Genomic DNA, 25,126 nt, shown 5'->3' on the forward strand with positions numbered 1-25,126 from the left:
GATCACTGCGGCGAATTCTCGGCCGATGTCACGGCACAGCCGGCGGTTGCACTAGTGGGGAGGCGGGAAGCAGCACCCGCGCTCGACTGTGAGTCGCCGTGCGGTTCCATGGCGCCTGGGACAGGTGGCACAGCGCGACCGCAGCTGCGTCGGCGGCATCGGCCGGCTCGGGAATACCGGGCAGCGCGAGCAGTTCGCCGACCATGCGCTGCATCTGGTCCTTGTCGGCCCCGCCCCAGCCGGCAACTGCCTGCTTGACCTGCGTCGGCGTGAACTCGACCACCTCTGCCCCCGCTGCCGACGCAATCGCCATGGCCAGACCGGCCACCTGCGCGACGCCGATGGCCGTGCGGACATTGACCTGGAAGAACACTCGCTCCACTGCAACCACCGAGGGCTGGAATTCCTCGACAAGGGCCTGCAACTCGCGCATCTGCGTCGCCAGGCGTACCGCTTGTGGCTCGGCGGGATCGGTGCGTATCACGCCCAAAGCCACCGCCTCGTTGCGGGTGCGCTGCGCACCGGAGCCCGGAATCTGCTCCACTACGCCGTATCCGCAGCGCGACAATCCAGGGTCGATTCCCAGTACGAACATCAGTACGAACCGTAGCCTTTGGCACCGTTCTCACTGGGTATCCGCGAGCCTTCGGGCTCTGCGCAATCGACGCCGTTCTGCCCGCTCGCACGCCTCAGTCGGCGATCTTCTCCAGCAGCGACTCGCTGATGTCAAAGTTGGCGTACACGCCTTGTACATCGTCGTGGTCGTCGAGGGCATCGAGGATCGCCATCACCTGTTTGGCGGACGACGCATCGGTCAGCTCGATGAGATTCTGCGGCGCGTAGGTCAGGTCCGCCGCCTTTACCGCTATACCCGCCGCCTCGATGGCCTCGCGCACCGTCATGGTGTCAGCCGGCTCGGTGATGACTCGCCAGAAATCGCCCTCACGCTCGATGTCCTCCGCACCCGCCTCCAGCGCCACCAGCATCAGTTCGTCTTCGTCTGGCTCGGCCGCATCAGGCTCGGATGCCACCGCAGGCACTACCACTACGCCCTTGCGCTCAAACTGCCATGCCACCGCACCTGGCTCGGCGAGGGAGCCACCGGCACGCGTGAACAGGCTCCGGATCTCCGAGCCAGTTCGGTTGCGATTGTCGGTGAGCACATCCACAAACATCGCCACGCCGCCGGGTGCGTAGCCCTCGTAGGTGACCTGCTCGTAGGACACGCCATCCAGCTCGCCGGTGCCGCGCTTGATCGCCCGCTCGATGGTGTCCAATGGCACCGAGTTGTCTCGGGCCTTCTGATACATCGTGCGCAGCGTGGCGTTGGAGTCCAGGTCGCCCCCGCCCTCGCGTGCCGCCACCTCGACTTGGCGGATCAGCTTGGCGAACAGCTTCCCGCGTGCCTTGTCGGCAGCGCCCTTGCGGTGCTTGATCGTCGCCCACTTGGAATGACCGGACACGGACCCCCTCCCGAACGAAAGATGCCAGACGAGATGCGCCAAACGGGGTGCATTCGTCTGGACAGTCTGCCGGACGCGTCCCTCAGTGGTCCCTCGACGCGCCGACCATCGCCAGGAAGATCCGGTGAATGCGGTCGTCGACGGTCAGCTCCGGGTGGAAGCTCGACACCAGGATCGGGCCAGATCGGCACAACACCGGTACCAATGCAGGCTTTCCGGTTCCCGAGGAGTTCACCACGGGCCGGATCTCCGCTAGCACTTCCACGCCGTCGCCGGTTCGCTCCACCCACGGAGCTCGTATGAACACCGCGTGGAATGGCTCGTCGAGGCCGTCGGTGGCGAGATCGGCCTCGAAGCTGGCGACCTGACGGCCGAAGGCATTGCGCCGCACCGAAATGTCGATTGCGCCGAAACAGCGCTGATCGGGCCGTCCGTCGAGCACCTCGGCAGCGAGCAGGATCATGCCCGCGCAGGTGCCGAATGCCGGCAGGCCATCGGCGAGGCGTTCTGACAGCGCGTCGAAGAGTCCGCTCGTGCCGAGCAGGTGCGACATCGTGGTCGACTCGCCACCAGGAAGGGCAACAGCATCGACGCCGTCGAGGTCGGCGGGCGTGCGCACTTCGACAGCCCTCGCCCCGACTCGGCGGAACGCAGCGACGTGCTCGGCTGCCGCGCCCTGCAGCGCGACGACGCCGACCAGCGGCAGGCTGTCGCTCCTGTCCAGGGATGCGGGGCAGCTCAGCGCTTACCAGCCGCGTTCGGCGAGCTTGGTCTCGAGGCCTTCCATCTCGAGACCAGGCATGGCGTTGCCGAGACCCCGGCTGACCTTGGCCACCACCGATGGATCGCGGTAGTGCGTCGTGGCTTCCACAATCGCCTCGGCGCGTGGTTCCGGGTCTTCGCTCTTGAAGATGCCTGACCCGACGAAGACCGCTTCCGCGCCGAGTTGCATGACCAGCGAGGCATCAGCCGGCGTCGCAATGCCGCCAGCGCAGAACAAGGGCACCGGCAAGCGGCCGGTCTCGGCGATTTCCTGCACCAAACCGAGCGGCGACTGCAGCTGCTTCGCCCAATCGAACAGCTCGGCGGAGTCGGCCTGGGTGATCTTGCGGATGTCGCCCGTGATGGAGCGCAGGTGGCGGACGGCTTCGACGATGTTGCCGGTACCGGCCTCGCCCTTGGACCGAATCAGGCACGCGCCCTCGGAGATGCGTCGCAGCGCTTCGCCCAAGTTCGTCGCACCGCACACGAACGGCACGGTGAACGCCCACTTGTCGATGTGGTGGGCCTCATCGGCGGGTGTGAGCACCTCGGATTCGTCGATGTAGTCGACGTCCAGCGCTTCGAGGATCTGGGCCTCGCCGAAGTGGCCGATGCGAGCCTTGGCCATGACCGGGATCGTGACCGCCGCCTGGATGCCTTCGATCATCGCCGGATCGCTCATGCGAGCCACACCGCCGTCTCGGCGGATGTCGGCCGGTACCCGCTCGAGCGCCATGACGGCGACAGCTCCGGCGTCCTCAGCGATCTTGGCCTGGGAGGAAGTGACGACGTCCATGATGACGCCGCCTCGGAGCATGTCGGCAAGCCCACGCTTGACTCGCACTGTCCCGACCAGATGGGACTCTGCTTGCTGCGCGTCGGTGGGCGTCGAGGCGCCAGTTTGGCCTGTGCTCGTGGGGCCTGAATTCATGGGCTCAGTGTAGGGACCGGCCCCCGAACTGCAGACGGGATTGTCGGGCCCGAACGCTGTGGGGTCGAGCACGGTGCCACAGGCGGAACAGCGACGCTGGTGCCAACCGGATCGAGGCCCGGGGCGACCGTCACACACCCGCTCCCTAAACTTGGTGTCGTGGCCACGACCCGGTTCTCGCGACCTGTCGAGATCCCCGACGATCTCGGGGACGTCTCAGTCGCGCCCGTGACTGGCCGGGTGACGCTGCCGCTGCATGTCGCATGGAGCGGGCAGGGCGACTACGACATGTCGAATGAAGACCAGCTGCGGTCTGTGTATGAGCTCGTCATGACCGAAGGCACCGAGGACGACGTGCTTCATTACATCGACCTCAACCAGCTCCTCGACGTCTGGGAAGACCTCTGGCTGTCGCCGCACGTGCGGGAACGCTGGACGGCGTGGCTGCGAGGCCGCGGCCTGCTGCCTGAGTAGTGCTTACTGACCTGCAGCGCCGCGTCTGACACGTCCTAGGTCCACTGCCGGACAGCGAATCGGTCGCGCTCGCTGGCGGCGGCGCGCTTGCTCCACACCTCCGATTGGCACTTGGGCCGAAACTTCCACGGGAAGTCGCTGCTTTCCGAGCAGCAGGCGGCCGTGGCCGCTCACCGCGACAACACCACCGCCCTCGCCGAGGCGGAGCTGTGGTCGACGGTGGCCGACCGGTGCAACGGTCGAATGCCGCCGAGAGTCTCATTGCAGCGCTGGGTGCTCTCGGCGTACTTGGAGGAGATCTGCACCTTCGCCAACCGACGGCTCGGCTCTATGACCGGTGGGCGTTACCGGCTCAGCGTCCATCGCGACCGCGAATGGGGTGGCGGCAAAGCGGGCCTGGGCCTGCGGGTGTACGACGTTTACACCGGACGTGAGCGCGAGGTCTCCACTCTTTCCGGCGGTGAGACCTTTCAGGCGTCGCTGTCGCTGGCCCTCGGCGTCGCCGACGTGGTTGCCTCCCATGCTGGCGGTGTGCGTCTCGACGCACTGTTCGTCGACGAGGGATTCGGCACTCTCGACAGCGAGGCACTGCAACTCGCCATGGACGAACTCGACCGCCTGCGAGAGGGCGGCCGTACCGTTGGCCTCATCAGCCACGTGGGTGGACTGCGTGAGCGCATCCGCACCGGCATCGAGGTCTGCCCCACCGACCGCGGCTCCACCGTGAGCGTCGGCTCCGTGTCCCCCGTCTGAACTACTCAACAATCCAGCGGGGCCCCAGGAGGTTGTGCCACTCAGACGAGCGGCGTCATCGCCGAAGGGCTCGCAACCACGTGACCAATACAACTGCTACCTCGACGGGTGTTCCCACCCCTGAACACCGTGCTCACTTCAGAACTCGCGCAGGACGGCAACCCGTGTCTCAAGGTCAGCCCGGTAGTCCGGCAGATCATCCGGGAGCTGGGTCTCGGCAGCTCTCGGATCGGCCAGCCACAGCGGCCACGTCACTCTCGGTGCATCGGTGCGCACACCCGCTCTCGACATCGTTTCGAGCGCGTCGGCGAGACCTGGCGGGTAGCGGGTCAGCCTCACGGCTTCGGCATCGTCGTCGAAGTCGCTGCCGGTGCTGGCCTCGCGCTCCAAGCGAGCCTGAACGAACGGCCACAGGGAGGCCCACAGCAGCGCGGGCAGCCCCACCGTCGTCACCGCGGTGGTCAGGTAGGCAGTACGCCCGTCACGAATCTGTGTCAGCAGCCGCGCAACGACGGCCTCTAGCTCGATGCGGTTCAGCGAGTCGAGCAAGCCCTGTGTGACGACAACCGTGGACTGGTCGGGTTGCCGGCCAACCGCAACGGCGTTCGCCCCGCTGCTGGAAGCGACAAGGAGAGCCGGTGCTTGAACCCCCACCAGCAGGCAGACACCGTCAACGATGTTCGTCAGGCGAGGCTCGTCTTGCGAATCACACACCTTCGAAGTGGCCCCGAACAGCGCATTCCGCAAGAGTCGCTCTCCGACAGCCAGCCAGGTCGCGGCGAGCCCGCAGGCCGCTGCGAGCGCGATCGCCATCACCCACCAGCCCAACGGCGTGAACAGCGCCACCAGCGCGCCCAGGATCGCCCCTGCAACGAGATGCACGGTCCAGAATTCCGCCAGCAGCTTGTCGGCTCGACTGCGGTAGATGGCGAACAGCGGGTCCACCCGCTGCATTCAAGCGGCCCCAATCGCTATTGGCACGGCACAAGCGGCACAACACCAGCGGCACGGCACCATTGGCACAGCACAAGCGGCACAATTTGACGAGCAGACCTCAGCCGGCACGGCGTCGCGCGATGGCACGCTGATACATGTCGAGGTAGACCTCGGCCAGCCGAGTCATCGAGAACTGCTCGGCGCGCTGGCGGCCAGCCGCCACGAGTTCGGCGGCGTGGTCGGAACGCTTCAGCACACCCAGGAGCGCCGCTGCCAGCGCTTCCGCATCGCCTGGCGCGACAAGCTCGGCTTCATCCCCAATGCGGACGACGTTGCGGTATCCGGGCAGATCGCTTGCAACCACTGGCGTTCGTGCAGCCATGGCTTCGAGCAGCACCACGCCGAAGCTTTCGCCATGCAATGACGGCACGCAGAACACGTCGGCGCCCTTGATACGCGCCAGCTTCTCGGTCTCGCTGACCCGTCCGAGCCATTCGATGCGCGTGTCGCGCTGGTATCGGCGCTGCAGCTCCTCAGTCTCGGGGCCGCGCGACATCACCCACAGACGTACTCCTTCAGGCAGCCGCGACATGGCTTCGAGCAACACCGTGAGGCCCTTGCGCGGCTCGTGGCGACCGATGTACGCGATCGTGGGTGCGGTGCTGCGCATGGGGGCGACTTCGTCGAAGCTATCCAGCTCGACACCGTTGAAGACCAACTCGTAGTCGCCGCCCACGCCATCACGGGCCATCTCGGCGGCATCGGCGGAGACAGCGGCCCGAATATCGATCCTGGTCGCCAGCCACCGTGTTCCCGGCACCAAATAGGCGCGGCTGCTCCCCGCTGCGTGCCACGTGCCGACGGTGGGCGTCGAGCCCAAGAACAGCGCTGTCTGCGTCGGCCCGGGACACAGGGGCTCATGCAGGTGCAGGACATCGAACTGCTCGTCGCGCAGCGCCCGAACCGTGCGCAGCGTGCAGGCGAAGTCGGGCGCAATCGGGGCGACCGACCCATTCGTGAAGGTAGGAATGCTCGCGCCCAGAGGCGTGACACCGGTCTGAGGCGGCGCGCCGTCGCATGGAGCGAGCACTCGTGCCTCGTGGCCGCTGGCAGCCAATGCTCGAGCCAGACCCAGCACCTGCACTTGGACACCGCCAGGGCTGGTCAGGCTGTAGGGCGAGATGATCCCGATTCTCACGTGCGGAACCTCATTGATCGAACTTCACAGACAATTCGAGCACTAGTCCTCACTGCGATCGCGACGCTAGGCGCGCTATGCCGCCCGCACCGACCGCAATCTGCGCGCGGCCTTTACGGCCCTTACGCGTTGTCGATTGCGTCGGTGGGTCGGTCCGACGGCCAATTGGGGCCGAAGAGGTGCCACTGGTGCGGTTCTGCAGCGATCAGCGTCACCAACTCGTCCGCTAGCCGCTGGGTGACCGCAGCGACATCGTCACGGAGGCGCCCGCGTCGGGTGACGTCTACCGGCGGCCGAACCGTGCCCAGGTGCCTGCCCCGAGGTCGGAAGTACACGGCGGTCGGCAGCAGGGCCGCACCTGATCGCAGTGCCAGCAGCGCCGGACCCGCCGGCAACGTCGTCTGCTCGTCGCCGAAGCTCACCTCGATGCCGTCGCTGGTGAGGTCACGGTCGCACAACAAGCAGACGATCTCATTGCGTCGAAGCGCTCCCAGCACCTCGCGGCCCGCGTCGGGTCCGAGCGGTACCACGCGCATGCCCAATCGCTCACGGAAATTGGCGAACCACTCAAAGAGCTCCGGCGGATGCAAGGGCTCGACCACCACGCTGATGGGCAACCGGTTCACGGTCGCCATCCAGAATCCTGCCCACTCCCAGCCCCCCAAGTGCGGCAGGGCCAAGATGACGCCATTGCCGCGCTCGAGGGCCTCCTCGACATGGTGGTAGGCCGGAACATCGATGCCGCGGTCCAAGGTGTTCTCACCAAGCGCGGGCAGCCTGAACGACTCCAGCCAGTAGCGGGCATAGGAGCTGAAGGCCGCGGTGGTGGCCTGCTGTACGGCTCGCTCAGCCGCCATTGCGTCTGCGCCGGCTTCGCCGCCGTCTGCGTCTGCGCCGGAATCGCCGCCGTCTGCGTCTGCGCCGGAATCGCCGGCATCCAGTCCAGATCCGCCGGCACCCGCCCCCGCTGCAATCCAACGCTGTACCCGTGCCTGGTGCCGGCGCACCATGTCTGCGGTGGCGGGCATCAACCGCGCCAGTACGGGGCCCGCGAGCGCAGCCAAACGCTCACCCAGCCACAGCGGGACCATTCGGGCTGCGGTCGCTCCCGCTTGGTACGCCAGCACTATTGCCTTGTCCCGCCCTTGCGGGCGGCGTGCCTTGTCCCGCCCTTGCGGGCGGCGTGCCTTGTCCCGCCCTTGCGGGCGGCGAAGCACTCCGCTCACTGCGACATTTGCGCGCTGGCCTGGCGCCACACCTTCACAAAGCGCATCACCGCTGTCACGGTCGAGAGCGCGAGCAGGACCCACAGCAACGGAATGAGCAACACCTCGAAGGCAACCGCCACGGCAATCACCACTGTGCGTTCGGCGCGCTCCATCAGCCCGCCCTTGGCCACGAAGCCCAGCAACTCAGCCTTGGCACGCTCGTAGGAGATCACCGCACTGACGCCGAGCACCGCCATGGGCAACACGGCCCAGTGCGCGCCGTGCTCAGAGGCGAGATACCAAGCGATGCCACCCAGCAGCAGGCCGTCGGTGACCCGGTCGGCCGTCGAGTCGAAGAATGCGCCCCGGCTCGACGAGGTGCCCCGCGCTGCAGCGACCGGCCCGTCAAAGAGGTCAGCGAGCGCAGTCACCACTAAGAAGACAGTGCCGAGACCCAGTCGGCCTGCACCAATGGCAATGGCGCTCGCCGCTGCCGTCACGAGCCCGCAGGCAGTGAGCACGTCAGCGCTCAGGCCGATCGCGGCGAGTCCACGTCCGATCGGCGCTGTGACGCTGTCGACGCCCTTGCGGAACATGCCGTCGAACATCGTCAGCTCCCGTCGCCGGGCTCCGGGATTGCGCTCGTGTGCACACCAGCGGCCTCGGGAGCCTCTGGCGCTGAGCTGGGCACCGTCTCAATCCAGGTCTCGGGATTGTCCTCCACCCAACGCTCGAGCACGGAACCGCTCAGCGCATCCACGAGCACCAAGCCTCTGCGCTGCGGCGGGTCTTCGGCCGAATACACGAGCACTCGCCATGTGGGGCGGCTCATCCATCCCCGCCAGCCGAGCTGCGCGCTGGCGTGCCCGACAGCAAAACCGACGTCAGTGACTGCGGCGACCAACGCTTCGTTCTCGTTGACAGCGAATCGACGTCCCGCTGCGAATTGGTAGAGGCCGGCGAAGGCGAGCAGCACACCGCCTACCGCCACGCCTTCGTTGAGCAGGACCGATTCGCTGTCAGCGGCAAGCGCTGCTGTAGCGGCCCACACACCCGCTGCGAAACACAGTGCGCCGGTGATCCTGCGCCGCGAGTTGTCGGGGAATTTGTACGCGCCGACAAATCCCCGGTCCAGATCAGCGGGAAGCTCGTCGCGCACCTCGCCGAGGTCGTCTGGCTCGGCCATCGAGGCAACGCTACCGGCGTCCTCGCAGGCGCTCGCGGCTGCTTGCGCTTCTCGCACGACCTAGAGCACAACGCCGAGCAGGGCAGCTGCGTCGCTGGCGGACTCACCGTCCGCGACGGCCGTGTCGATTGCTGCGAGCGCGCCCGGCGTGTCGAGATCGTCGTCCAGACGCTCGCGGACGCTCGACAGCGCTCCGTCGCCGGGACCCGCCACCCGCCAGCGCTCGAGTCGCCGGGCCGCATCGGCCACGCGGCGCTCATCCCAGTCCCAATCGGCCCGATAGTGCGCACCCAGCAGCGCCAACCGCAGCGCCATGGGCTCCCAGCGCTCGCGCAAGTCGGACACAAACACGAGATTTCCTGCCGACTTGGACATCTTGGCGCCGCCCTGTCGCACCATCGAGGTATGCATCCAGTGGCGCACGAATGGTCCACCGGTCACGGCTTCGGACTGTGCCCGGGAGCATTCGTGGTGCGGGAACACCAGGTCGCTTCCGCCACCGTGCACATCGATCGTCTGACCGAGGTGAGCGAGCGCCAGAGCAGAGCACTCCACGTGCCACCCGGGGCGGCCCGGACCCCACAACGACGACCATTCCGGTTCGTCTGGAGCTGAACGTTGCCACAGCACGAAATCCAGGGGGTTGCGCTTGTCTGGATCGTCGGGTCGACCGCCACGCCTGCGGGCCAACTCGATCATCTCGGTGACGCCGAGCCGGCTCAGCTCCCCGAAGCCGGGTGCCGTCGAGACGTCGAAATAGACGCCTTCGCCACTGCGATATGCGTGTCCGGTGTCGAATAACTGGCCGATCACTCGCCGGATGTCGGAGATCGCTGAGGTGGCTCGGGGCTCGCTGTCGGCCCGCAGCAGCCCCAGTGCCTCCATATCTGCGTCGAACCCAGCCAGCGACCCCGCCGCCAGATCCAGATAGTGCACGCCCATGGCGCGCGCCCGCGCCAGCAGATCGTCGTCCACGTCGGTGATGTTGCGGACGCATCGGGTGCGCCAGCCGAGATCCCGCAGTCGCCGCTGCAGCACGTCGTAGGCCAGGAAGGTGGCGGCGTGGCCCACGTGGGTGGCGTCGTAGGGCGTGATCCCGCACACGTACATGCGCACCGTGTTGCCTGGGCGCACGCTGAGCGGCACGATGGCCCGCCGCTGCGTCTCGTACAGCCTCATCGCTCTGCGCTCAGAGCACCAGCCATCGGCTCAGTCAGGAACGGTCTCGGCGCTCGGCTGCGCTGCGTCAGGGCGACTCGGCCCGCCCCCGAGCACGCTGATCGGGACGTGATCCAACCCGACCAGCCGAAGAGCCACACGAGTGCGGTACCGCGTGTTGAGCTGCATCAGCACTGCAGTGAATGCCTCGATGGCTGTTGCGTTTGACAGGTTCCCGCAGTCGAGCGCTCGCGCGCCGGGCATGCGGTCCACGATCTCGGCGATATGCCAAGTGGCCTCGCGGTAATCGCTGCAGATGAGGATGTCGCCGTCCACCGGTTCGTCGAGATTGCCGAGCTCGGTCGCAGGCACGTGCTGCAGGGCAGCGGCGACTCGGGAGTCCGGCAGCGACGCCTGAACCGAAGCCGCGACCGAGCCCCTGGGCGGGATGAGCGGCACGAACTCGTCGTCCACGCGGGCCAGAGCGTTCGACATTGTCGCCACCACCTTGCCGCGCAGGTGCTCGGCGACGCCCCGAGCTGTGATGGCTGCCGCGTCCCACGGTGTGGCGATCACGACCGTGGGCTCCTCCGCGGCGAGGCTGTTGGAACCGTGGTGGATGCGCAGGTGCCGCTCCGGCCAGCGATCCAGGATGTTGTCGACCACTTCCATCGACCGGTACTTCGAACGAGATCCCAGCGTCACTTCACAGCCGATGTCGGCCAGCCGGGTCGCCAGCGCCGCGCCGGCTGGGCCGGTGCCGCCGATGATGCCAATGCGTGTCGGCTCGCCGGCACCTGCAGAGGCAACTGGTGCGACCCGATCTGCGGTCCCGTTGGGGGTCGCATCTGCTGACACGACCGCCACGGTACGGCGAAGCGCGCCATAGAGCAAAGAGGGGCGGCAATGGGTGCGAACACCAAAGGGGCCCCAGGCACGCCGGTAGCGTCCGGCGGTGGGCAGCGTTGCAGACTGCCGTGCCGACAACGAGAGCGGAGGCGAGCCAATGGCCGGCAGCGGAATCGTGGAAGGCAAGAAGCTCCTCATCACCGGGGTGCTGACCGACGCCTCGCTGGCGTTCAACGTGGCCCGACTGGCCCAGGAGCAGGGCGCGGAGGTGGTGCTGACCGGTGCTGGCCGGGGCATCCGGCTCACCGAACGCACGGCCCGCAGGCTGCCTGACGCGTGCGATGTGCTGCCGCTCGATGTCACCTCGCCCGACGAGATCTCCGCGGTGCGCGACGACCTGACGCAACGCTGGGGCCGCCTCGACGGGCTGCTGCACTCCATCGGCTTCGCACCCGCGAGCTGTTTGGGCGGGAACTTCCTCAACGCACCGTGGGAGGACGTGTCCACCGCAATGCACATCTCGGCGTACAGCCTCGCCGGGCTGGCGTCACCGTTGGCGCCGCTGCTGGCCGAGGCGAAGGGCTCGGTGGTGGGCCTGACGTTCGATGCCAGCGTGGCGTGGCCCTTCTACGACTGGATGGGCGTTGCGAAGGCTGCCTTCGAATCGACGGCGAGGTACCTGGCGAAGTCGCTCGGACCGCAGGGCATCCGGGTGAATCTGGTCTCGGCCGGGCCCATCCGCACGATGGCAGCCAAGTCGATCCCGGGGTTCGCCGACTTCGAGGAGGCGTGGGAAGCCCGCGCTCCTCTGGGCTGGGATGTCCATGACAGCGAACCGGTCGCGCGCAGCACGCTCGCGCTCATGTCGGACTGGTTCGGCAGCACCACCGGCGAGATCCTTCACGTCGACGGCGGCTATCACGCCATCGGCGCCTAGCGGCCAGACGTCCCCGCAGGCCCGTCACGCACGTCGGCTGCTCAACCCAGCCGGCGCAGAGTTTCTTGACGACCCAAGAATGCCAAGTAACTGCCCGCCCGCGGTCCGGTCTCCTCTCCGAAGAACACTCTGTAAATTGCCCCGAAGGCCAGTGCAGCATCAGTACGCGGGTCGATGCCGACATCACGGGCTGCTTCGAAGATTGCGTCTTGGATTGCTCGGGCGTCCCATTCGGTCAGCTCATCCAGACGCTGCCAACACCGCCCGAGGAAGTCGCGCTGGCGGTCGTCCAGCCCCTGACGCTGCTCATTGATCTCGGCGACGTCAAGCATCGCGAACGTGCCGGCGAGTTCGGGGCGGCTTTGCATCAGCCGCTGCGCTGTGGCCTCCTTGCGATCGAGCCACTCGGCTTCCTCACCGGACAGATCGACACCGAGCGACTTGACATGGGTCGCCAAGTCGATATGCGGTTGCTGGGTGAGGCTCAACACCGAGTCGAATGGCGGGCTGAAGGCCGGCGCCTCGGGCACTGTTCCTTCTCGGGCGACCTGGGAGATGAAATACAGCTGCTGCTGGTTCGGCTCCGCATCACCCGTGGCCACGGTTCGCCAGAGCCGTTCGTACTCGACGAAGGCCTTGGTGAGGCCGGCCACATCGAGCGCAAAATCGATGGCCCGGCGCGGCTGGGTGCGCAGCACGACGTAGCGCAGCAGCTCGGGCGGCAGCATCGCGGCCAGCTCCGACGCCGTCATGCCAATGCCCTTCGAGGAGCTCATCTTGGCCCCGCCGAGCGTGAAGAACTCATAGGGCACCGCAACCGGCACCCCGCACCGCAGTACCTGGCGAGCCAACGCCGAGGAGACTTCGTGCGAGCCGCTCGCCGCCATGTGATCCTTGCCGGCACCTTCGATCGAGACTCCGAAGAGCTGCCACTTGGCAGCCCATTCGAGCTTCCACGGCAGCTTGCCATTGCCGCCGAATGGGCTGATACGGCCGCTGTGCCCGCATCCCGTCGCCCACTGGACGAGATCGGCCCGGCACTCATAGGCGACGGTCTGCCCGTCGTAATCGGAGGCGTAGGTAGTTCCGATGCGGCCACATTCGGAGCAGGTGGGTTGGAAGGGCAGCCAGTCGTCTGATCGCTGCGCACCGCTGAGGCGCAGGTAGATCTCCCGTACCGTCTGCACGGCTCGCAGGAACGTGTCAATGATCTCGTCGAGCCTGCCCGCCCGGTAGATGTCGCTCATGAAATAGAAACTCGTCTCGACGCCGAGCGGCTCGAACGTCGAAGTGAACTCGGTGAAGTACGCCTGCGCCATCGACTCGCCGTCGAGACCGGCCGGCGGAGGTGCCGCCCACAATGGCTTTCCGAGGTGCTCGAAGAAGTGGTCTCCGGTTCCGTGCGGGATCTCGTCGACTGCGTCCATGTCGTCGCAGCCATACATGAAGGTCGCGTCCAGGCCGCGCTCGCGGGCCGCTCGAGCCAGGGCGTCGTGAATGAGCACGCCGCGCAGCGAGCCGACATGGGCACGGCCGCTGGGTGTCTTGGAATCGTTGACCACGACCCGCTGAGGGCAGCTGTCGAGCGCTTTGTCGATCCAAGTCATGGCGTGATGCGCAACAGGCTGCTTCGGGTCTGACGACGGCCACGGCAGCCTAACTGGGTCACCCCTGTGGGCCGCCTTCGATTTCGCTGGGCGTGCCTTCACCGACTGCAGCGGGATCACCGATCAGGCCGCGCAGCAGATCGTCGAGTGCCACCACGCCGAGCGTCCGGCTGTGCTCGTCGGTCACGACGCCAAGATGAATGCGTGTGCGCTGCATCCTGCGCAGCGCCTCGTCGAGCGCTGTGTCGGGATCGAAGCGGAGCATCCGGCGAACGAGGCCGCGACCGAGACGCTGGCGAGCCGCAACTCGACGGTCCGCTTCGGCGAGGTCGGGCGCATCCCGCTCGGTCGCCGCTGCCAGGTCGTTGCTGTGGAGCATGCCCCGGACGTCGTCGGGTCCATCGCCGAGCACAACGAGCCGCGAACGGCCCGTACGGGCGAACTGCTGCTCGGCCGCTGCGATCGAGTCGGCGAGCCGTACGGCGGCAACATCATCTGCCGGCGCCATGATCTCGCTCACCGTGGTGGCTTCGAAGCGCATCGCCCGCTCGAGCAGCGCCACATCGCCAGCTTCGATGTGGCCTTCAGCGAGCGAGTCGCGAGCCATGAGGCCCAATTCCGCCGGCGTCGCAGTGTCAGCCAGCTCAGTGGTCGGCTCCACGCGAAGGGCTCGCAGGACCCCGTTCGAGACGGCGAGCAGGGACCGCACCACGGGTCGGGCGACGACGAGATATGCGGCCATCGGGCGGGCAAGCACGAACAGTGTGCGTTCAGGGCCGATCAACGCCAGGTTCTTGGGGACCATCTCACCGAGCACCATGTGAACGACCGCGACGAGGCCGAGGCCGATTCCGAAGCCGATGGAGTGCAGCACAGCGTCTGGCAACTCGACGATTCCCCCGATGGCCTTCTCGATGACCGCAGCGATCGCAGGTTCGGTAAGGCGACCGACTGCCAGCGAGCACACGGTGATTCCCAGCTGCGCGCCGCCAAGGGTGGTCAGCACATCGGACTGCATGCGTTGCGCTGCGAGGGCCGCTGATCGTCCCGCCGCAGCTTGGCTGTCCACGACAGCACGCTTCGAGCCGATGAGGCCGAACTCGAGCGCGACGAAGCCGCCGTTGAACACGATCAGCACCGCGCCCACGGCAATCGCGAGCGCCGTCACGATGCTTCCTCGTTCGAATCGCTGTCTTCGCTGTGCGCGGGGGTCTCGGCGCTGACGTCTACCTCGGCGATGCGCAAGCCTTCCACCTCAGTTACTGCCAAGCGCCACCCGTTCCAGGAGACCACCGTGCCCTCAGACGGGATCTCGCCAAGGCGCTCCAGCACGAATCCGGCCAACGTCTCATAGGGACCCGGGGGTGCGGCCAATCCGGTGGCCTCTTCCAGCTCATCGAGCGTGGTGGTACCCGCCAGGGTGATCGGGCGGCCAGGCCGGCGAGGTGTCAGGGCGGGTGGCTCGTCGAACTCGTCGGCGATGTCGCCCACCAGCTCTTCGGCGATGTCCTCGCGTGTCAGGACACCGGCGGTACCGCCGTGCTCGTCCACCACGACGCACAGCCGGCAGTCGGCCTCGGACATGTCGGCCAGCACGCCGTCGAGCTTGCGGCTTTCGGCCACCGCGACGACCGGACGCATAATGGTCTCCACCGGAGTGCGGTCTCGCTCGGACGCGTCCACACTGAACACATCACGCACCTCGGCGATGCCGAGCACGTCGTCGGAACTCGACCCGAGCACAGGGAAGCGCGAGTGGCCACTGGTGCGGGCCAGCTCGACCAGATCGCCGAGAGTTGCGCCGGATCCAAGGGCCGACATCGCGGTCCTAGGAGTGAGCGCATCGGCGGCGTCCTTGCGGCCCAATCGCAGCGTTCGCACCAGCAGATCGGCCTGCGCGTCGCTCAAGGTGCGCTGGCGCGACGAGCGGACGACGTACTCCAGTTCGTCGCGGGTGCGCACGATGCGCAGTTCCTCGGTCGGCTGCAAGCCCAATCCCCGCACGGTGGCATTGGCGATGCCGTTGAACAGCAGCGTGACCGGGGCGGCGATGACGCCATAGATCCGCAGCACCGGTGCCAACCACATGCTCACCCGCAGCGGGCGCGAAACGGCCAGGTTCTTGGGGGCCAGTTCGCCGAACACCATCTGGAATACCGCAGCCAGCGCTAAGGCGACCACCGCTATGGCGCCGGTCGATGCCACGGCCTCCGCCCAACCGCCCAGCGCCCGTTCGATCAACTCGCCGATGGTGCCCTCAGCGATGATGCCGAGCACCAATGAAGTGAGGGTTATTCCGAGCTGCGCTCCGCCGAGATGGAAGCTGAGGCGCCGCAGCAGCGCTCGCACGCCACGAGCGCGGAGGCGCCCCTGCGCTGCCAAGACATCAACCTGAGAAGTGTCAACGGCGAGGAGCGAAAACTCTCCCGCCACGAACACACCGTTCAAGGCAATGAGCACGACAACGAGTGCAAGTCCTGCAATGAGTCCCAGCGTCATGCCGGTGTTGCGCACCCCCGCGAAGCCCAATGGCTGTGTCCACGGTACCGCCGGGTGCCGCGAAGAAGTGATCCCGCTCGCGGTCGAACCCGTCGCTTCCCGCTCTTGTTCGCTTCGCTCACGGGCCGCTCAGCATCCGGTCGTTCCGGCCGCAGACCAGGGTCAGCGGTAGCCTCGCCGGGATGCGGGTAGCTGAGACATCTGCGCCCGCGGAACCAGCGCCGCAACCCCGCACTGCCGGCTCCGGTGCGTCCGAGGGGGCGCCGTTCGACCCCGCGTCGTTCGACGCTGAACCCTCTGATGCAATCCGTGCCGACCGCTCGCTGAGTTGGATTCGGCGACTGGGACCGCTGCTGGCGCGACATCGGGTGCGCTTCGCCATCGCGGTGCTTGCCGCGATTCCCGCGATGATCGCCCAAGTCGTCGCGCCACGGGTCGTCGGATACGCCATCGAGGCTGCAGTGTCGAGCGCGAGCGGTGGTCAGTCGGGCGCACTGTGGCCTTTCATCGTCGCGCTCGTCGCGCTCGGCGTGGCACGCGGCGTCTTCACCTTCGTCTACCGCAATGGCCTGTTCTCCATGGGCCACCGCGTCGAGAACGATCTGCGCGCGGTCCTCTTCGAGCACCTGAGCCGGCTTTCGTTTGCGTTCTACGACCGGGTGCAGACCGGCGAGATCATCTCCCGCTCGAATTCTGACATCCGCTCGGTACAGATGTTCCTGGCGTTCGCTCCGATCATGTTCGTCCAGCTGCTGAGCTTCGTCGTGGCGATCGCGCTGATGGCGTGGATCAGCTTGCCGCTGACCGCCATCACCATGCTCGCCATGCCCGCGGTCTACGTGCTCGGACAGCGCCTGCGAAAGATCATGTTCCCGCTGTCGTGGATCATCCAATCCCGCAACGCAGAAGTCGCGACGGTGACCGACGAGAGCGTGAGCGGCGTTCGGGTCGTGAAGGCATTCGCCGCAGAAGCCCGCCAAGTCGAAGCGATGGCTCAGGCGGCCCAACGGCTCCGGTGGGCCAACATGCTCCAGCACTACTCCCGAGCTCGGTACACGCCTGCGATCGAGAACCTGCCGAATCTCGCACTGGCGCTCGTTCTGTTCGTGGGCGGTCACCAAGTGATCAGCGGCACGCTCACCGTCGGCGACATCACCACCTTCTGCCTCTACATCCTCTTGCTGCAGGCGCCATTCCGATTCATCGGGATGCTGTTCATCTTTGGCCAGCGTGCGAAGGCCTCTGCCGAGCGCATCTTCGAGGTGCTCGACGAACCCCTGCTGTCCGCAGATTGCCCCGGCGCCATCGACCTGCCGCGACCGGTCACAACCGACGGCAGTGCTGGAGGCGTAGAGGTCAAGTTCCGCGACGTGCTTTTTGCCTACGGCACTGAGACGGTGGGCGGAGTGGCTGCGCCGGACCAAACCGCTCCGCTGGTCCTCGACGGCATGAGCCTGCATATCAGCGCTGGCGAACGCATTGCAGTGGTGGGCCGCACCGGTTGCGGCAAGACCACGCTGGCCCGGCTGCTTCTGCGCTTTTACGACCGCCAGAGCGGCGTCATCTCCGTCGATGGGCATGACATCGCAGACATCACCTCCGACAGCCTCCGTCGCACTGTCGGACTCGTGCCCGACGAGCCATTCCTGTTCTCGGCAAGCATCCACGACAACATCGCATATGGACGGCCGGACGCCGACCGGGCCGATGTCGTGGCCGCCGCCGTGGCTGCCCAGGCGCACAAGTTCATCAGTGAACTCGACGAGGGCTACGACGCCGTCGTGGGTGAGCGCGGCTATGACCTTTCGGGCGGTCAGCGGCAGCGAATCGCCATCGCCCGCGCATTCGTGTCCGACCCTGCGGTGCTGATCCTCGATGACGCCACCAGCTCGATTGACGTGGCAAACGAGGCGAGGATCCACGAGGCTTTGGTCGAGCTGCTGGCCGGCCGCACCACCATCGTCATCGCCCACCGTCTGTCGACAATCAGCCTGGCGGAGCGAGTGGTGCTGATGGACGGCGGCCGGATCGTGGCCGACGGCACCCACGCCGAGCTGATGGCAACCGAGCCTCGCTACAGCGAGGTGTTGGCTGCAGCGGCGAGCGACGAGAGTGCCGATGACGGCAGACAAACTCAGGACGCTACGTCATGGTGATGGTCGGCGGCCATGGGCACATGGGTCCGACTGCGACTCAGTCCAGCGCCGCAGCGGGACTGCCGTTCGCCGGAGTGCCAAGCGAGCTACAGGAAGGGGCGAACAAGCTCTTGGCGCTCGAGCCCGAGCACCCCGCGCCGCAGGTCGATTTCGACCAGGTTGCCGACCGATCTCCCGATGGGGCCGAACGCAAGTTCGGGCTCCGGGACATGCTGATGCCACACCGCTGGGCGGTGCTCGCCGGAATGGTGCTGCTGTGTGCGGAAACAGCCGCTATGCAGGCGGGCCCCGTGCTGGTCCAGCAGGGCATCGATAACGGCATCGCTGCAGGTAACCGATCGACGCTGAACCGTGTTGTGCTCGTCTATCTCGGCGTCGTGGCCATCTCCATCGTGCTCAGCCGCGTCCGCCAGCGCCACAACGGTCGCATTGCCGAGCAGATGATGTACGACCTCCGGCTGCGCCTGTTCAGCCACTACCAGCGCCTCTCTCTGGACTGGTATACGAACGCCAAGTCCGGCGTGCTGCTGAGCCGCATGACGTCGGACACGGAATACGTGGCGATGCTGATCAACGAGGGCTTCGTCAACCTGATTGTCCAAGCCCTGACCGTCGCCGTGGTGACCGCGGTGCTGTTCATGTACAGCCCGTTGCTCGCAGTTGTTCTGCTGGTCGGCATCATCCCGCCGCTCGCGGCACTCACCTTGTGGTTCCGCGCCCGCAGCGAAGCCGGCTATGGCGAGGTCAGGGACCGTATCGCGGACGTACTCGCGGACCTGTCCGAGAACCTCGCCGGCATCCGGGTCATCGCGGCGCTGAACCGTCGCCGGCTGAACGTGACACGGCACCGGCGCGTCACCGCCCGCTTCCGAGACGCCAACCTGACGATGTCCAAGGCGCAGGCGATCTACGGTCCCTCAACCGAGGCGATCGGCATCGCGGCACAGGGCCTGGTGCTCGCCGTCGGCGGCGTGATGGTGCTGCGTGACGAGCTCGCGGTCGGCGAGTTGGTGGCATTCCTGCTGTTCGTGACGAGGTTCTTCGCCCCCATTCAGCAGCTCGTGCAGCTCTACAGCATCTACCAGCAGGGTCAGTCAGGCCTCACCAAGATCGGCCAGATCCTTGCCCGGCAGCCGTCGGTTCCCCAACGCGCCGATGCGGCCGAGTTGCCGCCGATCGAAGGCCACATCCGGCTTGAGGGCGTCTCGTTCTCGTACGACGATGCGGTGCACGAGACCAATGGCTCGGCGACCGAACGCGCCGGGCGCCTGCTCACGGGCTTTGACCCCATGGCCGTCCCGGTTCCCGGCGTCGATCTCGACCCCAACCGCAACGGCACCGCCCCCTTAGATGGAACGGCGACCGACCTCGACGAAGACATTCCCGCGGTGCTGAGCGATGTCAGCCTCGACATCCGGCCCGGCGAGACGTTTGCGCTGGTGGGGCCGACGGGTGCCGGCAAGAGCACCATTGCGAAGCTCATCATCCGCTTCTACGACCCGACGCAGGGGCGGGTCACGATTGACGGCTGGGACCTGCGCGACTTGACGCTGTCGTCGCTGCGCAACCAACTCGGCATTGTGCCTCAGGAGCCATTCCTGTTTCACGGCACCATTCGAGACAACGTGGCGTTCGGCCTGCGCCACCATGCCGACCGCACTGGCGGCGCGCAGCTCGACGCCGATATCGATGCGGCACTCGACCTGGTGGGCCTGCGCCGGCTGATCGACAGCCTTCCCGACGGAGCCGACACCCACGTGCACGAGCGGGGCGTGTCGCTGTCAGCCGGCGAGCGGCAGCTGCTAGCGCTGGCTCGGGCGTTCGTGGCGCGGCCCAGGGTGATCGTGCTCGACGAGGCAACCTCCAGCGTCGACCTCAGCACCGAAGCCGAGATCGAAGGTGCGCTGGACCTGTTGCTCGAGGGCCGCACGGCGGTGCTCATCGCGCACCGGCTGGCGACGGCCATGCGGGCCGACCGCATCGCCGTCATCGACGAGGGCGGTGTTGTGGAGCTGGGCAGCCACGACGAGCTGGTCGCGCTCGGCGGCCGCTACGCGCAGATGTACGCCACGTGGGTGTCCCACGCTGGCGAGGGCCGCCGCGACGACTCATGAGCGAGGGCGTGGAGCGGCTGGTGCCATCGTGCGACAGCCCGGTGCCGACGGTCTCGCTTCGAGGGGTGTCGGTCGTCTACGACGGCAACACGGTGCTGGGGCCGCTCGATTGGGATATCGCTCCGCACGAGCGGTGGATCGTGCTCGGGCCGAACGGATCGGGCAAGACGAGCCTCATCAAGATTCTGTCCCTGTACCGGTTCCCCACCACTGGCACCGTGGAAGTGCTCGGCGAGCGTTGGGGTACGGTCGACGTGCGCGAGCTCCGGCGCCGGATCGGGCTTGCGAGCTCATCGCTGCGGGATCAGTTCCGGCCGAACATCTGCGCTGCGGACATCGTGATGACGGCCCGTTACGCGGCACTGGAAACTTGGTGGCACACCTACACCGATGCCGATCGCGCAGCAGCGCTGGCGTTCCTCAAGCGCGTGGGTGCTGGCCAGCTGGCCGAGCGCACGTTCGCCACACTGTCGTCGGGCGAGCAGCAGCGGGTGCAGTTGGCTCGCACGCTGATGAGTCGTCCGGAGCTGTTGCTGCTTGACGAGCCGACCGCCGGCTTGGACTTGGCGGGTCGGGAGCAGCTGGTGGCCAGCCTGGAGTCGCTCGCAGCAGACCCGCAGACTCCCGCAACCGTGCTCGTCACCCACCACACCGACGAGATCCCTCCGTCGTTCACGCATGGGTTGCTGTTGCGAGACGGAGTGCCGTTGGCGTGCGGCCCGTTGGGCGCGGTTCTCAACGCGGAGTCGCTGTCAGAGTGCTTCTCGCACAAGTTGCGGCTGGAACGGCGCGATGGCCGCTGGCTGTCCTGGGCCGTGAACTGACACCCCCACACACTCGGGAGCAGCGTCCCGACCACTTGAACCCGGCTCGCGGCGGCCTGCGAGACTGGCGGCATGGGCGAGCACCTTGACACCGTCGGCACCTCTGACTCTGCGGAAGCAGCGTCAGAAATTGAAGCGCTGATTGTGGGCTACTTCGATGCCTGCACCGCTGGCGATGCTGAGGGGGTAGCGGAGCACTTCACCGACGACGCTGTCGTCTACGACACGAATCACGCGCCGGTACAGGGAGCCGCCACGATCGGACGGTTCTGGGCACGCATTGCCTCGAAGTGGCGGGGCGCATCGTGGCACTGCGAGCGGCTCGTGACCGACGGTGATACCGCAGCGATCGAATGGCGGATGGCCGGAACGATGGCCGGGCCCGCTGGCCGGCGCGACAACGACATGCCGTTCGCGGTGCGCGGCAGCGAGCACTACGACTTCGACCTGAGCAACGACTCGGGCGAGCGGCTGATCGCTGAGATCCGCCAGTACTGGACGTTTGATCTCGAACACCCGTCCGGCGAATTGGTCGACTATCCCTACGGCGAGCCCGGACGGCTCGGCAGCTGACGGCCTCTTGGGACCCACGTTGCCGCACAGGGACACCAGCAGCGATTCAGGCGACGACCTGCACCTGATCTATCCCGATCCGCAGTTCGCCGAGCGCAGCGCCTCGGCGGGTGCGCTGCGACGGCTGGCACATGCCTTTGTGCGGCACCGCACCGACCCCGAGACGTTGGCGGAGATCACCGCATGGGCCGACGCGACCGCCGAGCGGCTCGAGGCTGCCTCGGAACCTGTCCCCCGCCCGGAGGACTATTTCGCCCGCCGCTACGTCGACCCGAGACCGTCCGATGGCTCCGAGGTCATGGCGTTTTGCGATCGCGCATTCAGCGGTCCGGCCAATCCCATCGCCATGGAGGTCGACATGCGTCGCCACGGCGAAGGCGTGCGCGCAACCGTGACCTTTGGCGCCGCGTTCGAGAGTGCCCCGGGTCGGGTGCACGGCGGGGCGGTGTGCGCCGTGGTCGACGATGTGCTCGGCTACCTGATGGTCTGCTTGGGGATCGCCGCGTACACGGCGCGTCTCGAGATCGACTACCGAGGCGGCGTCCCGATCGATGAGCCGGTGGTCTATGAAGCCCGCGAGACCCGGCGTGACGGCCGAAAATCGCACGTCGAATTGGCTGTGCGCGCAGGCAACGCACCGCCGGACGCTCCCCCGCTCATCGAGGCTGCCGGCCTGTTCGTGATCGTGACCGCAGATCAGCTCGGCAGTTGACGCTCACGCAGGATGAGGTGCTCCAGCGGCTCGCCGATGTGCGCCCGGCCCGACGGGAGCTCTCCCGGCCCGGCCTCGACATCCCACACCATGACGTCATTGTCGAGCGTGTACAGCAGGAACCGGCTGTCGGGTGCCCAAGCCATGGACCCGAGGTCGACGCCGATCTCGGGGGAATGGCGGCCCCATTTCTCGTCGAGATCGATGACCACCACACCTGTCGGCATGCCGGTGCCGTGCCGGAGCCGTAACGCGATGCGGTTGCCGTCAGGCGACATCAATCCCTGCTCGTTCCAGCGGTCCGGCGATGCTGGAAGCAGCTCTGACGGCAATTCCGCTCTCCGCTCGTCGATCGCTCCGGTGACAATCGGGTATCCCTCGCAGAACGTCGCGCAATCCTCGGCCAGCTCGGCTTGGTCGTCGCGTTCGCCAAAGCGGCCTGACGCTTCCACACAGATGTCGTCGCACCACTCGTCACGACGATCTGCACCGACACTGGCGCTGAAGGCGGTGTCGCTGATCTGACAGCCGTACTCCTCGCACTGCAGCCGGACCACATGACCGTCGCCGACAGCGAGAACCCGACCGGCGCCCAGCTGGAGCGCCGAGTTTCGTCCGTCAAGTGCCATGATACGGCCTGCCAAGGACACGACGACGTGGTCGCCGAGAGCGCCGTGCACGGTCGCCTCGTTGGGCATCTGCACCGCTGAGCGGAAGACGCCGTCGGGTCCGATCACTCGGGCGAAGAGTTGCTCGCTGCCGCGCACCACCGCCACAATCCCCGGTGGGCTGTAGGCGGGCAGCACTTCGGTCACGTCTTCAGCGATGACGACGGTGTCTCCGGTCTGGGGATCTACCCGCATCACGTTGCGTCCGACGCCCACAACGATCGCTCCGTCGAGATCAACCAGCATGTGCGGCAGCCCAGGCAGCGGCACAAATCTCGCCGCTCCGGTCAGCAGGTCGAGTTGATACAGGAAACCGCGGATGTTGCCCGTGGGATCGCCGGCCAGCGTGGCAATCAACTCCGCAGCGGGCCGCGCAGGCGGCAGCGCGCCTACGGGCGTGTCCAGCGCCGTCGGTGGGGGAAGCGTTGTGCGTGGCGGTCGTGTGGGTGCCGCCGTCGTGGTGGTCGCCTGGGGCTCGGTCGTTGTGGTCGCGCCAGCATCGACCGCGTCGGGTTCGCCGCCACCGCCGCGCACCCACGCCACAATCAATCCAGCGACGGCCAATGCCGCGACAAGCACCACCATCGCGACCAAACGCGGAGGCGTTGAGGACGGTTGCCGCTCGATCACGGATTCCTGCACACCGGCGAAGTCAGCCCCGCTTTCGGGCAGGATCTCCAATCCCCGTGGCGGCTCAGGAATGCTCACCGCTTCACATTCTGCGCCACATGTTGCGCCCCCGCGCCCCAACGTCGGTAGCCCGGGGGCGTATTGCTACCAAGAAGTGGCGTTCTGGGGAAGTTCCCGGAAGGGTGTGGCTGGATCGGGACCGGGCTCCCTGGGGAGCCCCAGCACCCGCTCGCCCAATATGTTCCGCTGGATCTCATCGGTGCCGCCATAGATCGACGGCGCCGGTGAGAAGACCGTCATCTCCTGCAGCACGCCGTCGGTTGCCGCGTCGGCCCCCCACAGCGTCATGTCTGCGCCAAGGATGGTGCTGGCGAGCGACCGGGACCGGCGCAGCGCGGCCGTCATGCGCAGCTTCGCCAGGTTGCCCTCGCCGCCGGTGCGCTGAGATCGCTGTCGCCCGCGCATTGCCGACAGCCGCATCACCTCGAGATCGGTGTGCAGAGCCGCGAGCTCCTGGCGGACGACCGGGTCCGCGGCACGGCCACGCTGGCGTGCCTCGGAGGTGAGCTGTCCGAGTGTTCCGGGACCGACACCGCCTGCGGCGAGCGGCAGACGCTTGCCGCGGAAGGCTCCCGCCGGTTCGTCCAGGTGTCCTGCAATCGATCCAGGGTGCGCGGCCGCATACGCGAGGCCATGGCTGCCACCGATGCCCGCTCGCTCGACGACAAGCGTGGTGTTGGTGACGCGCCAGCCGTCGTTCAACTCGCCGATGATGTTGGCGTGTGGCACCCGGGCACCGTCGATGAACACCTCGTTGAACAATGACCGGCCGGTCATCTCGCGCAAGGGCCGGACTTCGACGCCGGCCTGGGCCATGTCGAAGGCGAACCATGTGAGCCCGCGGTGCTTGGGGGACTCGGGATCGGTACGAGCAACGAGCATCCCCAGGTCCGCGTGCTCACCTTCAGAGGTCCACACCTTTTGGCCGCTGACGATCCACTCATCGCCGTCGCGTACCGCCTTGGTCTGGAGTCCGGCGAGGTCGCTGCCGGCTCCAGGCTCGGAGAACAGCTGGCACCACGAGTCGGTCCCATCGAGGATGTTCGGCACAAATTGCTCAATTTGGTCGGGCGTCCCGTGCTCAAGAATCGTCGGGGCGGCGAGCAGCATGCCCAGCCCTGCCGGCGAGCCAATGGCACCTGCGGAGCGAATGGCTTCGACCAGCACACGCGTCTCGCTGCGGCCCCAGCCTCGGCCGAAGGGCTCACCGAGGGTGGGGTTCGACAGTCCGGCGGACGCGAGCCGCTGCCACCACTCCCGCACGCTGATGTCGGGATCCCAGTTGTCCGCAAGCCATGCGTCGAGCTCGGCCCTGAGATCGCCATCCGAGGTTGCGCCAACCGTTGCCTGCCGCTCGCTCATGGCGCCGAACCCTACCGGTGGCCCTGTTCTCCTCGCCGTCGCTGCCGAATTCGTCCCACGAGCGTG

At 67.0% G+C, this 25,126-nt stretch carries 24 protein-coding genes; 8 read left to right on the forward strand and 16 right to left on the reverse strand.

Going from position 1 to position 25,126, the window contains the following annotated elements; all coding sequences use genetic code 11:
• Positions 1 to 28 precede the first annotated feature (28 nt).
• The 4 genes from ruvC to pdxS all read right to left on the reverse strand — a co-directional run bounded on the left by ruvC (position 29) and on the right by pdxS (position 3,156).
• A complete protein-coding gene (ruvC, locus tag ACOOHB_RS08170) occupies positions 29 to 595 on the reverse strand; it encodes a crossover junction endodeoxyribonuclease RuvC (protein WP_420444291.1) in 567 nt (188 codons plus the stop codon).
• Between the two features lie 94 nt (positions 596 to 689).
• A complete protein-coding gene (locus tag ACOOHB_RS08175) occupies positions 690 to 1,463 on the reverse strand; it encodes a YebC/PmpR family DNA-binding transcriptional regulator (protein WP_420444292.1) in 774 nt (257 codons plus the stop codon).
• Between the two features lie 82 nt (positions 1,464 to 1,545).
• Positions 1,546 to 2,187, reverse strand: a complete 642-nt coding sequence (gene pdxT, locus ACOOHB_RS08180) for a pyridoxal 5'-phosphate synthase glutaminase subunit PdxT (RefSeq protein WP_420444688.1) — start codon at positions 2,185 to 2,187, stop codon at positions 1,546 to 1,548.
• Between the two features lie 21 nt (positions 2,188 to 2,208).
• A complete protein-coding gene (gene pdxS / locus ACOOHB_RS08185) occupies positions 2,209 to 3,156 on the reverse strand; it encodes a pyridoxal 5'-phosphate synthase lyase subunit PdxS (RefSeq protein WP_420444293.1) in 948 nt (315 codons plus the stop codon).
• Positions 3,157 to 3,315: 159 nt separating this feature from the next.
• Between pdxS and ACOOHB_RS08190 the strand changes: the two genes are divergently transcribed.
• The gene (locus tag ACOOHB_RS08190; RefSeq protein WP_420444294.1) at positions 3,316 to 3,630 is read left to right on the forward strand and encodes a hypothetical protein; all 315 of its coding nucleotides are present in this window, start codon (positions 3,316 to 3,318) and stop codon (positions 3,628 to 3,630) included.
• Positions 3,631 to 3,792: 162 nt separating this feature from the next.
• Complete coding sequence (locus ACOOHB_RS08195; protein WP_420444295.1) at positions 3,793 to 4,383, forward strand: SbcC/MukB-like Walker B domain-containing protein; 591 nt, start codon at positions 3,793 to 3,795, stop codon at positions 4,381 to 4,383.
• Positions 4,384 to 4,521: 138 nt separating this feature from the next.
• On the opposite strand, the gene ACOOHB_RS08200 is transcribed toward ACOOHB_RS08195, so the two are convergent.
• The 7 genes from ACOOHB_RS08200 to npdG form a co-directional block, all read right to left on the reverse strand.
• Positions 4,522 to 5,337, reverse strand: a complete 816-nt coding sequence (locus ACOOHB_RS08200; protein WP_420444296.1) for a M48 family metalloprotease — start codon at positions 5,335 to 5,337, stop codon at positions 4,522 to 4,524.
• A gap of 100 nt (positions 5,338 to 5,437) precedes the next feature.
• Positions 5,438 to 6,517 carry a glycosyltransferase family 4 protein gene (locus ACOOHB_RS08205; RefSeq protein ID WP_420444297.1) on the reverse strand — a complete coding sequence of 360 codons (1,080 nt, stop codon included), beginning with the start codon at positions 6,515 to 6,517 and terminating at the stop codon, positions 5,438 to 5,440.
• 122 nt (positions 6,518 to 6,639) lie between these two features.
• The gene (locus tag ACOOHB_RS08210; protein ID WP_420444298.1) at positions 6,640 to 7,743 is read right to left on the reverse strand and encodes a phosphatidylinositol mannoside acyltransferase; all 1,104 of its coding nucleotides are present in this window, start codon (positions 7,741 to 7,743) and stop codon (positions 6,640 to 6,642) included.
• Positions 7,740 to 8,333, reverse strand: coding sequence for a CDP-alcohol phosphatidyltransferase family protein (locus ACOOHB_RS08215; RefSeq protein WP_420444299.1), 594 nt, complete (start codon positions 8,331 to 8,333; stop codon positions 7,740 to 7,742). The genes ACOOHB_RS08210 and ACOOHB_RS08215 overlap by 4 nt, the downstream gene beginning before the upstream one ends.
• A gap of 2 nt (positions 8,334 to 8,335) precedes the next feature.
• A complete protein-coding gene (locus ACOOHB_RS08220) occupies positions 8,336 to 8,911 on the reverse strand; it encodes a hypothetical protein (protein ID WP_420444300.1) in 576 nt (191 codons plus the stop codon).
• A gap of 60 nt (positions 8,912 to 8,971) precedes the next feature.
• On the reverse strand, positions 8,972 to 10,090 hold the full coding sequence (locus ACOOHB_RS08225) for a cysteine--tRNA ligase (protein ID WP_420444301.1): 1,119 nt from the start codon (positions 10,088 to 10,090) through the stop codon (positions 8,972 to 8,974).
• A gap of 30 nt (positions 10,091 to 10,120) precedes the next feature.
• Entirely contained in the window at positions 10,121 to 10,927 is an 807-nt protein-coding gene (npdG, locus tag ACOOHB_RS08230; protein WP_420444302.1) for an NADPH-dependent F420 reductase, read from the reverse strand.
• A 148-nt stretch (positions 10,928 to 11,075) separates the two neighbouring features.
• On the opposite strand from npdG, the gene fabI reads away from it, so the two are divergent.
• Positions 11,076 to 11,855: an enoyl-ACP reductase FabI gene (gene fabI / locus ACOOHB_RS08235; protein WP_420444689.1), complete on the forward strand. Its 780-nt coding sequence runs from the start codon at positions 11,076 to 11,078 to the stop codon at positions 11,853 to 11,855.
• A gap of 41 nt (positions 11,856 to 11,896) precedes the next feature.
• Here the strand turns inward: fabI and lysS are convergent, their stop codons facing one another.
• The 3 genes from lysS to ACOOHB_RS08250 are packed head-to-tail and all read right to left on the reverse strand — an operon-like array spanning position 11,897 to position 15,961.
• Positions 11,897 to 13,462, reverse strand: a complete 1,566-nt coding sequence (gene lysS / locus ACOOHB_RS08240; RefSeq protein WP_420444303.1) for a lysine--tRNA ligase — start codon at positions 13,460 to 13,462, stop codon at positions 11,897 to 11,899.
• Positions 13,463 to 13,520: 58 nt separating this feature from the next.
• Complete coding sequence (locus ACOOHB_RS08245) at positions 13,521 to 14,630, reverse strand: hemolysin family protein (protein ID WP_420444304.1); 1,110 nt, start codon at positions 14,628 to 14,630, stop codon at positions 13,521 to 13,523.
• Positions 14,627 to 15,961 (reverse strand): hemolysin family protein, encoded by a 1,335-nt coding sequence (locus ACOOHB_RS08250; RefSeq protein WP_420444305.1) that lies wholly within the window; start codon positions 15,959 to 15,961, stop codon positions 14,627 to 14,629. Before ACOOHB_RS08250 ends, ACOOHB_RS08245 begins: the two co-directional genes overlap by 4 nt.
• Before the next feature lie 182 nt (positions 15,962 to 16,143).
• Between ACOOHB_RS08250 and ACOOHB_RS08255 the strand changes: the two genes are divergently transcribed.
• The 5 genes from ACOOHB_RS08255 to ACOOHB_RS08275 all read left to right on the forward strand — a co-directional run bounded on the left by ACOOHB_RS08255 (position 16,144) and on the right by ACOOHB_RS08275 (position 22,340).
• Entirely contained in the window at positions 16,144 to 18,117 is a 1,974-nt protein-coding gene (locus ACOOHB_RS08255) for an ABC transporter ATP-binding protein (protein WP_420444306.1), read from the forward strand.
• Complete coding sequence (locus ACOOHB_RS08260; RefSeq protein ID WP_420444307.1) at positions 18,111 to 20,231, forward strand: ABC transporter ATP-binding protein; 2,121 nt, start codon at positions 18,111 to 18,113, stop codon at positions 20,229 to 20,231. Before ACOOHB_RS08255 ends, ACOOHB_RS08260 begins: the two co-directional genes overlap by 7 nt.
• Positions 20,228 to 21,055 (forward strand): ABC transporter ATP-binding protein, encoded by an 828-nt coding sequence (locus tag ACOOHB_RS08265; RefSeq protein ID WP_420444308.1) that lies wholly within the window; start codon positions 20,228 to 20,230, stop codon positions 21,053 to 21,055. Before ACOOHB_RS08260 ends, ACOOHB_RS08265 begins: the two co-directional genes overlap by 4 nt.
• Positions 21,056 to 21,127: 72 nt before the next feature.
• Complete coding sequence (locus ACOOHB_RS08270; protein WP_420444309.1) at positions 21,128 to 21,628, forward strand: nuclear transport factor 2 family protein; 501 nt, start codon at positions 21,128 to 21,130, stop codon at positions 21,626 to 21,628.
• 19 nt (positions 21,629 to 21,647) lie between these two features.
• Positions 21,648 to 22,340, forward strand: a complete 693-nt coding sequence (locus ACOOHB_RS08275; protein ID WP_420444310.1) for a PaaI family thioesterase — start codon at positions 21,648 to 21,650, stop codon at positions 22,338 to 22,340.
• On the opposite strand, the gene ACOOHB_RS08280 is transcribed toward ACOOHB_RS08275, so the two are convergent.
• Together ACOOHB_RS08280 and ACOOHB_RS08285 are read right to left on the reverse strand one after the other, a co-directional pair.
• Positions 22,325 to 23,716 (reverse strand): hypothetical protein, encoded by a 1,392-nt coding sequence (locus tag ACOOHB_RS08280; RefSeq protein ID WP_420444311.1) that lies wholly within the window; start codon positions 23,714 to 23,716, stop codon positions 22,325 to 22,327. The genes ACOOHB_RS08275 and ACOOHB_RS08280 overlap by 16 nt on opposite strands.
• A 66-nt stretch (positions 23,717 to 23,782) precedes the next feature.
• The gene (locus ACOOHB_RS08285; protein ID WP_420444312.1) at positions 23,783 to 25,060 is read right to left on the reverse strand and encodes an acyl-CoA dehydrogenase family protein; all 1,278 of its coding nucleotides are present in this window, start codon (positions 25,058 to 25,060) and stop codon (positions 23,783 to 23,785) included.
• Positions 25,061 to 25,126 lie beyond the last annotated feature (66 nt).

The sequence above is a fragment of the Candidatus Poriferisodalis sp. genome, assembly GCF_965215815.1.
GTDB lineage: Bacteria > Actinomycetota > Acidimicrobiia > Acidimicrobiales > Poriferisodalaceae > Poriferisodalis.

What these genes read in the sequence shown, in the direction of transcription:
- ruvC (WP_420444291.1), bottom strand. Translation starts at nt 595, where the DNA reads ATGTTCGTACTGGGAATCGACCCTGGATTGTCGCGCTGCGGATACGGC.
- pdxS (WP_420444293.1), bottom strand. Translation starts at nt 3,156, where the DNA reads ATGAATTCAGGCCCCACGAGCACAGGCCAAACTGGCGCCTCGACGCCC.
- ACOOHB_RS08200 (WP_420444296.1), bottom strand. Translation starts at nt 5,337, where the DNA reads ATGCAGCGGGTGGACCCGCTGTTCGCCATCTACCGCAGTCGAGCCGAC.
- ACOOHB_RS08215 (WP_420444299.1), bottom strand. Translation starts at nt 8,333, where the DNA reads ATGTTCGACGGCATGTTCCGCAAGGGCGTCGACAGCGTCACAGCGCCG.
- ACOOHB_RS08220 (WP_420444300.1), bottom strand. Translation starts at nt 8,911, where the DNA reads ATGGCCGAGCCAGACGACCTCGGCGAGGTGCGCGACGAGCTTCCCGCT.
- ACOOHB_RS08225 (WP_420444301.1), bottom strand. Translation starts at nt 10,090, where the DNA reads ATGAGGCTGTACGAGACGCAGCGGCGGGCCATCGTGCCGCTCAGCGTG.
- fabI (WP_420444689.1), top strand. Translation starts at nt 11,076, where the DNA reads ATGGCCGGCAGCGGAATCGTGGAAGGCAAGAAGCTCCTCATCACCGGG.
- lysS (WP_420444303.1), bottom strand. Translation starts at nt 13,462, where the DNA reads ATGACTTGGATCGACAAAGCGCTCGACAGCTGCCCTCAGCGGGTCGTG.
- ACOOHB_RS08250 (WP_420444305.1), bottom strand. Translation starts at nt 15,961, where the DNA reads ATGACGCTGGGACTCATTGCAGGACTTGCACTCGTTGTCGTGCTCATT.
- ACOOHB_RS08255 (WP_420444306.1), top strand. Translation starts at nt 16,144, where the DNA reads ATGCGGGTAGCTGAGACATCTGCGCCCGCGGAACCAGCGCCGCAACCC.
- ACOOHB_RS08260 (WP_420444307.1), top strand. Translation starts at nt 18,111, where the DNA reads ATGGTGATGGTCGGCGGCCATGGGCACATGGGTCCGACTGCGACTCAG.
- ACOOHB_RS08265 (WP_420444308.1), top strand. Translation starts at nt 20,228, where the DNA reads ATGAGCGAGGGCGTGGAGCGGCTGGTGCCATCGTGCGACAGCCCGGTG.
- ACOOHB_RS08270 (WP_420444309.1), top strand. Translation starts at nt 21,128, where the DNA reads ATGGGCGAGCACCTTGACACCGTCGGCACCTCTGACTCTGCGGAAGCA.
- ACOOHB_RS08285 (WP_420444312.1), bottom strand. Translation starts at nt 25,060, where the DNA reads ATGAGCGAGCGGCAGGCAACGGTTGGCGCAACCTCGGATGGCGATCTC.